Source organism: Microbacterium sp. zg.Y909 (genome assembly GCF_024626565.1).
The window spans coordinates 1-2,230 of the sequence record NZ_JANJFJ010000551.1 but is presented as its reverse complement, the minus strand read 5'-3'; the positions used below and the strand labels follow the sequence as shown (position 1 = coordinate 2,230).

At 69.8% G+C, this 2,230-nt stretch carries 2 protein-coding genes; both read right to left on the bottom strand.

Annotation, left to right across the window (positions count from 1 at the left end):
* The coding region (locus tag NQ160_RS22670; RefSeq protein ID WP_257517286.1) for a glucose-6-phosphate isomerase at positions 1–1,136 on the bottom strand (1,136 nt) is incomplete at its 3' end.
* Positions 1,133–2,227, bottom strand: coding sequence for a transaldolase (gene tal, locus NQ160_RS22665; RefSeq protein ID WP_257517287.1), 1,095 nt, complete (start codon positions 2,225–2,227; stop codon positions 1,133–1,135). The genes NQ160_RS22670 and tal, both read right to left, overlap by 4 nt.
* Between the last annotated feature and the right edge of the window lie 3 nt (positions 2,228–2,230).

Here is a 2,230-nt window from a genome sequence, read left to right as displayed (position 1 = left end):
GGGCGGACCTCGAGCATGCCGCGCGCGGCGACCTTGGCTGCTTCCACGTCGGGCTGATCGAAGGGGTTCACGCCGAGCAGGCGGCAGGCGATCGCGGTCGCGTACTCCCACACCACCAGCTGCGCGCCGAGCGATCCGCTGACGAGGATCTCGCCCTCGTGCTGCTCGAACAGGTGGAACTCGCGGGCCTCGTCGACGAGGCGGAGGATCTGCAGGTCCGCCGGACGGGAGTCGAGCTCGGGCGAGACCGGAAGCAGGACCACCGGAAGGATGCCGGTGCCCTCCTTGCCGGTGGACTCCGCCACGAGCTGCTCGATCCAGTCCGGAAGGCCCGCGATGTGCGTGCCGTCGCTCACGAGACCGAGCTTGTCGCGACGCGGTTCTCCGCCGGCGATGGCCGCCGCCAGCACGAGCGCCGGGTTGTCGGGACTGTCGATCGCGACCTCGAGCAGGGTGGCCTCGGCCTCGTCGAGCAGCTCGGAGATGTCGACGCCTGCGAGGCCCGTGGGAACCAGGCCGAACGCGGTGAGCGCCGAGTAGCGTCCACCGACCGTCGGGTCGGCGTGGAACACGCGGTACCCGGCGGCCTGCGAGCGCTCGTCGAGAGGCGAACCCGGGTCCGTGACGACCACGACGTGCTCTGCGGGGTCCATCCCCACATCCAGCCACGCGGCCTCGAAGGCGCGCAGGGCCGAGTCGGTCTCGACGGTGGAGCCCGACTTCGACGAGACGACCAGCACGGTCTCGGCCAGGCCGCCGGTCTCGGCGTCACCGTCGATGGCGGCGAGCACCTGCCCGGGGGCGGTGGAATCCAGGATCACGAGGGGCCGGCCGGCCGTCTGCGCGATCACCTCGGGCGCAAGCGATGACCCGCCCATTCCGGCCAGCACGATGCGCGTCATGCCGCGTTCGGCGAATTCGTCGCGCAGGGCGGCGATCTCGGACACGAGCGGGCGGGAGACGCTCACGGCCTGCACCCATCCCAGCCGACGCGAGGCCTCGGCCTCGGCCTCGGGGCCCCACAGGCTCCCATCGCCGGCGGTGACGCCGCTGGCGACGAGATCGGCGATGAGCCCGGGGAGGGTGCGCTCCACCGCAGCCTTCGCGTGCCCGGTGACCCGGATGTCGAAGGTCATGCGTCCGCCTTCGCCCCTTCGAGAGCCTCGGTGACGGTGCCCTGCAGGTCGTGCCACGAGGCGATGAACTTGTCGACGCCCTCGTCTTCGAGCAGCTGCGTGACCTCGACGAGGTCGATGCCGAGCCGGTCGAGGTCGGCGAAGACCTTGCGCGCGGCGTCGTAGGTTCCGCTGATGCTGTCGCCGATGATCTGACCGTGGTCGAAGGTGGCCTCGAGCGTCTTCTCCGGCATCGTGTTGACGGTGCCGGGCGCGACGAGCTCGGTGACGTAGAGCGTGTCCGGCAGTTTCGGGTCCTTGACGCCCGTGGATGCCCAGAGCGGCCGCTGCACGTTGGCGCCGATCTTGACGAGGTCGGTCGCGCGCTTCTCCGCGAACTTCTGCTCGAAGAGCTCGTACGCGAGGCGCGCGTTGGCGACGCCCGCGAGCGACATGAGCCCTTCGGCCTCGCCGGTGCCCACGGCCTCGAGACGCTTGTTGATCTCGGTGTCGACCCGCGAGACGAAGAACGATGCGACGGAGTGGATGTGCGACAGGTCGAAGTCCGCGCTGTGCGCCCGCTCCAGGCCTTCGAGGTACGCGTCGATGACCTCGGCGTAACGCTCCAGCGAGAAGATCAGCGTGACGTTGACAGAGATGCCCGCGGCGATGACCTCGGTGATCGCGGGGAGCCCGGCCTTGGTGGCGGGGATCTTGATCAGCACGTTCGGCCGGTCGACAGCTGCCGCGAGCTCCTTCGCCTGGGCGACGGTCGCCGCGGTGTCGTGTGCGAGGTCGGGGGAGACCTCGATCGAAACACGGCCGTCGACACCCTTGGTGGCGTCGTAGATGGGACGGAAGATGTCGCACGCGCTCTGCACGTCGGTGGTCGTCAGCGAGAAGATCGTGTCGTCCGTCGACGCGCCCTTCGCCGCCTGCGCGGCGATGGCCTCTTCGTAGCCGATGCCCGCAGAGATCGCGCCCTGGAAGATCGTCGGGTTGGTGGTCACCCCGACGACGTTGCGGGTGTCGATCAGCTGCTGCAGGTTGCCGGTCGTGATGCGCTGGCGGGACAGATCGTCGAGCCAGATGCTGACGCCGGCGTCGGACAGGGC